The sequence below is a fragment of the Frateuria sp. genome, from assembly GCF_035695185.1.
Taxonomy (GTDB): Bacteria; Pseudomonadota; Gammaproteobacteria; order Xanthomonadales; family Rhodanobacteraceae; genus Frateuria_A.
Window position 1 is genome coordinate 1 of record NZ_DASSES010000018.1, and the last position, 4,093, is coordinate 4,093.

The window sequence follows — 4,093 nt, forward strand, 5'->3', positions numbered from 1 at the left end:
GGATCGGGGTTCCCGAGAACAGCGTCGTGGCGAGGTTCCTGTAGCATGGCCGACCATGAGCGAGCAGCCCCAGACCACCCATTTCGGTTTCCGCGACGTGCCGGTGACCGAGACACAGAAGCTCGTCGGCCAGGTGTTCACTTCGGTCGCGCGCAACTACGACCTGATGAACGACCTGATGTCGTTCGGCGTGCACCGCCTGTGGAAACGGCACTTCGTGGCGATCAGCGGCGTGCGCCGCGGCGACCGCGTGCTGGACCTGGCCGGCGGCACCGGGGACATCGCGGCACTGCTCAAGCCGGTGGTCGGCGACGAGGGCGAGGTGGTGGTGGGCGACATCAATGCCGCCATGCTCGGCGTCGGCCGCGACCGGCTGACCGACCGCGGCCTGGTCGGCGGCCTACGCTGGGCGCAGCTCAATGCCGAGTGCCTGCCCTTCCCCGACAACAGCTTCGACGCGGTGACCATGGCCTTCGGCCTGCGCAACGTCACCGACAAGGACAAGGCGCTGGCCGACATCTGCCGCGTGCTCAAGCCCGGCGGCCGCGCACTGGTGCTGGAATTCTCGCGGGTGCAGAGCGAGCTGTTCGGCAAGCTGTACGACTTCCATTCCTTCAAGGTGCTGCCCAAGCTCGGCCGGTTGTTCGCCGGCGACGCGGACAGCTACCAGTACCTGGCCGAGTCGATCCGCAAGCACCCCGACCAGCAGACCCTCAAGGGCATGATGGAGGCCGCCGGCTTCGGCCGCGTGGAAGTGCGCAACCTCACCAACGGGATCGTGGCGATCCACAAGGCCTGGAAGCTCTGAGCCGCCGCCGGCGGCGAGGGCCGGCGGCTGATCCAGGTCATGGGCGGGGCGTGGGCGCGGCCGTAGGGTGGCCCTCCCATTCCACGAGCGCCCGCCATGCACGCCGACTCGAGCCCCGCAGCGAACACCCACCTCTTCGATGCCCGCGGGATCGCCCGCCGCTTCCGCCATTCGGCGATCTTCGGCGCACTGTCCGCCCTGCGTTCGGGCGAGACCATGCGCTTCATCAACGACCATGACCCGCAGCCGCTGCTGGCCCAGCTGCGCGAGCGCTTCGGCGAGTACCTGACGATCGATTACCGCGAACGCGGCGCGGGCGCGGTGGTGATCGACTTCGGCATCGTCGGCCTGCCGGGCGCGTGAGCATGGCGTTTCCCGCGTCCTTCGACCTCGCGCCGCGGATCACACTGCGCGACCCGCTGGCTGCCCTGCTGGGCGCCTGCGACGACGGCCTGCCGCTCTACGGCTATGCCGACGCGGTACGGCTGGCCGGGCACTCCTGCCCCACCGTGGCCGGCGCCTTCCCGATGGCGTGCGCTGTCCCCGGACGGGCCCGCCGAGCGCGGCGGGGTGTCGGTGCGCATGGGCGCGCCGGAACAGCCAGGCACCACCGGCGTGGTCGCCCAGGTGTTCACGCGGGTCACCGGCACGGCGGCGGGCTGACGCTCAGGCCGGCGCGCGCAGGTCCTGGCGCACCGTCCCGACGCGGCGCGCGGTCGCCTCGCTGTCCTGCAGCCGCACGGTCTCGGCGAGCGCCGCGGCGTACCAGCGCTGCATGCCCGGCAGTTCGCGCAGGCGCTGGGCATAGGCGAGCGAAACCTCGTCCAGCGGCAGCCGGTAGCTCAGGATGCGCCAGGCCACCGGGGCGAAGAACGCGTCCACCGCGCCAAAGGCGCTGCCCGCGAGGAACGGGCCGCCGAAGCGTGCGAGGCCTTCGTTCCACAGTTCGGCCAGGCGCTCAAGGTCGCGCTGCAGCGGCGCATCGATGGCATGCAGCTCGACGCGGACCGCGCAATTCATCGGGCAGGTGCCGCGCAAGGCGGTGAATCCCGCATGCATCTCGGCGCTGGCGCAGCGCGCCCAGGCGCGCGCCCGCGCGTCGGCCGGCCACACGCCCGGGTGGCGTTCGGCCAGGTATTCGACGATCGCCAGCGAATCCCACACCACCGTGTCGCCCTCGCGCAGGCACGGCACCTTGCCGTTGGGCGCGAAGGCGCGGAAGGCATCCCAGCTCGAACCATCCTGCAGGGCGACCAGGTGCTCCTCGAACGGAATCCCCAGCGCGGCCATCAGCAGCCAGGGCCGCAGCGACCAGGAGGAGTAGTTCTTGTTGGCGATGTAGAGCTCGTACACGGGGGCTCCCCTCAGACGTCGATGATCAACAGGGTGCCCGCGCTGCCCGGCTCCACCGCGTGGGCGACGCCGGGCGGGACCAGGCAGAGCTCGCCGGCGCGCACGATGCGGGCCTCGCCGGCGACGCGCAGGCGCAGTTCGCCGTCGAGCACCAGCAACGCTTCGGCGTCAGCATGCGCCTCCTCCGCGTAGGGGGCCTGGTCCATGCGGACGAGCTTGAGGCGGGCCGGACCCACGCGTCCGAGCAGCAGCGACTGCCACGCCCGGGGCAGCCGCCCGGCCAGCGCCCCCAGGTCGACGACGTCAGCGGCCACAGGGGCGTGGCTCCAGTGCCGCGGGGGCAGCCAGCGGCCGCCGGCGCATGTTCGCCAGGACCACGCCGCCGACGGTCACCGCGCCGCCGACCAGGGTCAGCAGGCCGGGCCGTTCGCCGAGCCAGAACCAGCCGATCAGCACGGCGATCGGCGGCGAGAAGTAGATGAAGCTGGACACCTGCGAGGCGGAGCTGCGGTGGATCGCGACATTCCACGCGATGTAGCCGACGAAGGTCGGCGCGAAACCGAGCCACAGCAACGCGCCGATGCGCGGCCAGGGCGCGGCGGCCAGCGCCTGCGGCAGGTGCGTGGCGAACGGCAGCGCGCCCAGCGTGCCGGCAAAGAAGGTGAACGCGGTGACGCCGAACACGCTCGATCGCGCGAATAGCGGCTTCTGCCCCACGAAGTAGATGGCCGACGCGGCGACGCTGAGCAGCACCAGCGCGGCCATCGGCTCGAACTTCACCTGCTTGCCGCTGGCCAGTACCACCATCACCACGCCGACCAGCGCCACCCCCAGCCCCGCCAGGGTGCGCGCCGGCAGGCGCTCGCGCAGCCACAGCGCCGACAGGGCCGCGGTGGCCGCCGGCACCAGCGAGATCAGGATCGCCGCGGTGCCGCTGGCAATCCGCGTCTCGGCGTAGTTGAGCGCCATGTGGTAGACGGTCAGGCCGGTCACGCCAAGCACCGCCAGTTGCGGCCAGTCGCGCCGGGCCGGCAGCGGCGGGCGCCGGGCAAGCAGCCACAGCGCGAAACAGAGCGAGCCGATGCCCAGCCGCGCGAATGCCACCTCGCCCGGCGTGAAGGCCGGCAGTGCGTAGGCGATCGCCGCGTAGGCGGATGACCAGGTGACCAGGGCGACGCCGATCAGGGCCAGCGTCCGCCCGTCCAGACGGGGGGTGTCCATGGGGAATTCCGGTGCGGGGAAGTGCGCATCCTAGTGACGGCCGGGATGCGCAGGAAGCATGCAACCAAGCCACAATGGCATGCTTCGCCGACGAACGAATCGTAGAGTCCCTGCCATGGCCTTCGTATCGAAACCCGACCTGGACGCCCGCGACTGGCAACTGCTCGAAGCACTGCAGCAGGACGCGCGCCAGGGCTACGCCGAACTGGGCCGGCAGGTCGGCCTGTCCGCCCCGGCGGTGGCCGAGCGGGTCCGGCGGCTGGAGGAAGCCGGGGTCATCGCCGGCTACCGCGCCGTCGTCGACCCGAAGCGGCTGGGCTACAGCATTGACGCGATGATCCGCCTGCGTTGCGACGGCGGCATCTGCGCACGCATCGGCGCGCTGGTGGCGGATGTTCCGGAGGTGCTGGAGTGCCGCCGGCTGGCCGGCGAGGATTCGGCGCTGCTGCACGTGGTCGCGCTGTCGGTGGCCCACCTGGAGGCGGTGCTCGACCGCCTGCTGAAGATCCATCCGAGCGTGAGCACGACCACGCTGGTGGTGCTGCAGACACCGCACGCCAACCGTCCGCTGACGCGCGCCATGTGGCAGGCGGCGCACGCAATGGAGGGCTGAGGCAGCGCTTCCCCCATCCGCCCTCCGGGCACCTTCCCGCAGGCGGGGGAAGCACGTCGTTGCCCGTTCGGGCGTGTGCGGGGAACCCGTTCCCGAGC

General features: G+C 71.6%; 6 protein-coding genes. 3 read left to right on the top strand and 3 right to left on the bottom strand.

Annotated elements, in window-relative coordinates:
* Positions 1-55 precede the first annotated feature (55 nt).
* Both ubiE and VFH59_RS01365 read left to right on the top strand, forming a co-directional pair.
* Positions 56-808 carry a bifunctional demethylmenaquinone methyltransferase/2-methoxy-6-polyprenyl-1,4-benzoquinol methylase UbiE gene (gene ubiE / locus VFH59_RS01360; RefSeq protein WP_325163094.1) on the top strand — a complete coding sequence of 251 codons (753 nt, stop codon included), beginning with the start codon at positions 56-58 and terminating at the stop codon, positions 806-808.
* Positions 809-904: 96 nt separating this feature from the next.
* The gene (locus tag VFH59_RS01365; RefSeq protein ID WP_325163095.1) at positions 905-1,171 is read left to right on the top strand and encodes a DUF2249 domain-containing protein; all 267 of its coding nucleotides are present in this window, start codon (positions 905-907) and stop codon (positions 1,169-1,171) included.
* A 303-nt stretch (positions 1,172-1,474) separates the two neighbouring features.
* Here the strand turns inward: VFH59_RS01365 and VFH59_RS01370 are convergent, their stop codons facing one another.
* Genes VFH59_RS01370 through VFH59_RS01380 form a run of 3 tightly spaced genes read right to left on the bottom strand, consistent with a single transcriptional unit; the run spans position 1,475 to position 3,382 of the window.
* Entirely contained in the window at positions 1,475-2,161 is a 687-nt protein-coding gene (locus VFH59_RS01370) for a glutathione S-transferase family protein (protein WP_325163096.1), read from the bottom strand.
* Between the two features lie 11 nt (positions 2,162-2,172).
* Positions 2,173-2,475, bottom strand: coding sequence for a cupin domain-containing protein (locus VFH59_RS01375; RefSeq protein WP_325163097.1), 303 nt, complete (start codon positions 2,473-2,475; stop codon positions 2,173-2,175).
* Positions 2,465-3,382 carry a DMT family transporter gene (locus VFH59_RS01380; protein WP_325163098.1) on the bottom strand — a complete coding sequence of 306 codons (918 nt, stop codon included), beginning with the start codon at positions 3,380-3,382 and terminating at the stop codon, positions 2,465-2,467. The genes VFH59_RS01375 and VFH59_RS01380 overlap by 11 nt, the downstream gene beginning before the upstream one ends.
* A gap of 115 nt (positions 3,383-3,497) precedes the next feature.
* On the opposite strand from VFH59_RS01380, the gene VFH59_RS01385 reads away from it, so the two are divergent.
* Entirely contained in the window at positions 3,498-3,995 is a 498-nt protein-coding gene (locus VFH59_RS01385; RefSeq protein ID WP_325163099.1) for an Lrp/AsnC family transcriptional regulator, read from the top strand.
* Positions 3,996-4,093 lie beyond the last annotated feature (98 nt).

Coding starts and splice junctions, on each gene's coding strand:
- VFH59_RS01365 (WP_325163095.1), top strand. CDS start 905: ATGCACGCCGACTCGAGCCCCGCAGCGAACACCCACCTCTTCGATGCC.
- VFH59_RS01380 (WP_325163098.1), bottom strand. CDS start 3,382: ATGGACACCCCCCGTCTGGACGGGCGGACGCTGGCCCTGATCGGCGTC.
- VFH59_RS01385 (WP_325163099.1), top strand. CDS start 3,498: ATGGCCTTCGTATCGAAACCCGACCTGGACGCCCGCGACTGGCAACTG.
- ubiE (WP_325163094.1), top strand. CDS start 56: ATGAGCGAGCAGCCCCAGACCACCCATTTCGGTTTCCGCGACGTGCCG.